Source organism: Pseudomonas agronomica (assembly GCF_025917275.1).
Classification (GTDB): domain Bacteria; phylum Pseudomonadota; class Gammaproteobacteria; order Pseudomonadales; family Pseudomonadaceae; genus Aquipseudomonas; species Aquipseudomonas agronomica.
Genome location: NZ_JAOSHO010000722.1, coordinates 1 through 1968, shown reverse-complemented (window position 1 = coordinate 1968; position 1968 = coordinate 1). Strand labels below are relative to the sequence as shown.

Sequence of the window (1968 nt, the reverse complement as noted above, 5' to 3'; positions counted from 1 at the left end):
TCGCGAGCAGACTCGCTCCTACAGAATCCGCTTTCTTTTCAGGTATCAAAGGAGATCCAGTTTGTCCTCTCCCATCCCGGTCACGATCCTCAGCGGCTTCCTCGGTGCAGGCAAGACCACGTTGCTGCGTCACCTGCTCAAGGCCGAGCACGGCTTGAAAATCGCCGTGATCGAGAACGAATTCAGCGATGCCGGCATCGACACCCAGTTGCTGGGTGACGAGCCGGTGCAAGTCATGACGCTGGCCAACGGCTGTGTGTGCTGCACTATTCACACCGATCTGACCAAAGCCCTTTACCTGCTGCTCGAACGGCTGGACAACGGCGAGATCCACTTCGATCGCCTGGTGATCGAATGCACGGGCCTGGCCGATCCAGCGCCGGTGGCGCAGACTTTCTTCATCGACGAAGACCTGCGTGAACGCTATATCCTCGACGGCATCCTGACGTTGGTGGACGCTGCCCACGCTGACATCCACCTGACCCAGCCCATCGCCCAGGCTCAGGTCGGTTTTGCCGACCGCCTGTTGCTGAGCAAGACCGATCTGGTGGATGCGGCCCACGTGGAGGCACTGAGCAGCCGCCTGACGCGGATCAACCGGCGGGCGCCGATCCGAGTGGTGGAAAACGGCAGGATCGACCTGGCCGAACTGCTGGATATCCGCGGGTTCAATCTCAACGCGGACCTGGGCGCCGGGTTCAGCCTCCGTCCGGTTGGCAAGGCCACCACAGGCGATCGCATCAGCAGCCTGGTACTGCGCACCGACAAGGCGCTGGATATCGACAAGCTCAGCGAGTTCATGAACCAGTTGCTCGAAGAGCACGGCAAGCAACTGCTGCGTTACAAGGGTGTGTTGAACATTGAGGGCGAACCGCGTCGATTGGTGTTCCAGGGCGTGCTCAAGTTGTACGGATTCGATTGGGACACCGAATGGGCGCCGGGCGAAACCCGGGAAAGCGTGATGGTGTTCATCGCCGACGAACTGCCCGAAGAAAAGATCCGCGCCGGCTTTGAAGCCGCCCTCCGCTGAAAGCCAGCGCCTGCGGCATTCGTTTTCCAACGACAAAAAAACCGGCCACTGGGGCCGGTTTTTTTGTTGCAGCTGCTGTTAAGCGCCGTACACCGGCAGCTTCTTGCAGATGGCCTTGACCTTTTCACGCACGGCGTCGATCACCGCTTCGTTGTTCAGGTCGGCCAGGATGTCGCAGATCCAGCCGGCCAGTTCCTTGCACTCGGCTTCCTTGAAGCCACGAGTGGTCACGGCCGGGGTGCCGAAACGCAGGCCCGAGGTGACGAACGGGGAGCGTGGATCGTTGGGTACCGAGTTCTTGTTGACGGTGATGAACGCTTTGCCCAGCGCTGCGTCAGCGTCTTTGCCGGAAATCTCCTGCTTAATCAGCGAGAGCAGGAACAGGTGGTTTTCAGTACCGCCGGACACCACGTCGAAGCCGCGCTCGATGAACACGCCGGCCATGGCCTTGGCGTTTTTCACGACTTGCTGCTGGTACGCCTTGAACTCGGGTTGCAGGGCTTCCTTGAAGCAGATCGCCTTGGCGGCGATCACGTGTTCCAGCGGACCGCCCTGGGCGCCCGGGAATACGGCGGAGTTCAGCTTCTTCTCGATGTCGGCGTTGGCGCGCGCCAGGATCAGGCCACCACGTGGACCGCGCAGGGTCTTGTGGGTGGTGGTGGTGACCACGTCGGCGAACGGTACCGGGTTCGGGTACACGCCAGCGGCAACCAGGCCGGCAACGTGGGCCATGTCGACGAACAGGTAGGCACCGACCTTGTCGGCGATTTCACGGAAACGCGGGAAATCGAGGACCTGGGAGTAGGCGGAGAAACCCGCCACGATCATTTTCGGCTTGTGCTCGAGGGCCAGGCGCTCGACTTCGTCGTAGTCAATCAGGCCATTGCCGTCGATACCGTACTGGACGGCGTTGTACAGCTTGCCGGAGGAGGAAACGC

The 1968-nt window shown here is 61.1% G+C and carries 2 protein-coding genes; one reads left to right on the top strand and one right to left on the bottom strand.

Annotated elements, in window-relative coordinates:
• Positions 1–61: 61 nt before the first annotated feature.
• Positions 62–1030 carry a GTPase gene (yjiA, locus tag OC610_RS26535; protein WP_264432172.1) on the top strand — a complete coding sequence of 323 codons (969 nt, stop codon included), beginning with the start codon at positions 62–64 and terminating at the stop codon, positions 1028–1030.
• Positions 1031–1108: 78 nt separating this feature from the next.
• Here yjiA and glyA read toward each other — a convergent pair.
• Positions 1109–1968 (bottom strand): serine hydroxymethyltransferase (gene glyA, locus OC610_RS26530; protein ID WP_264432170.1); only part of this gene is annotated, 860 nt, incomplete at its 5' end.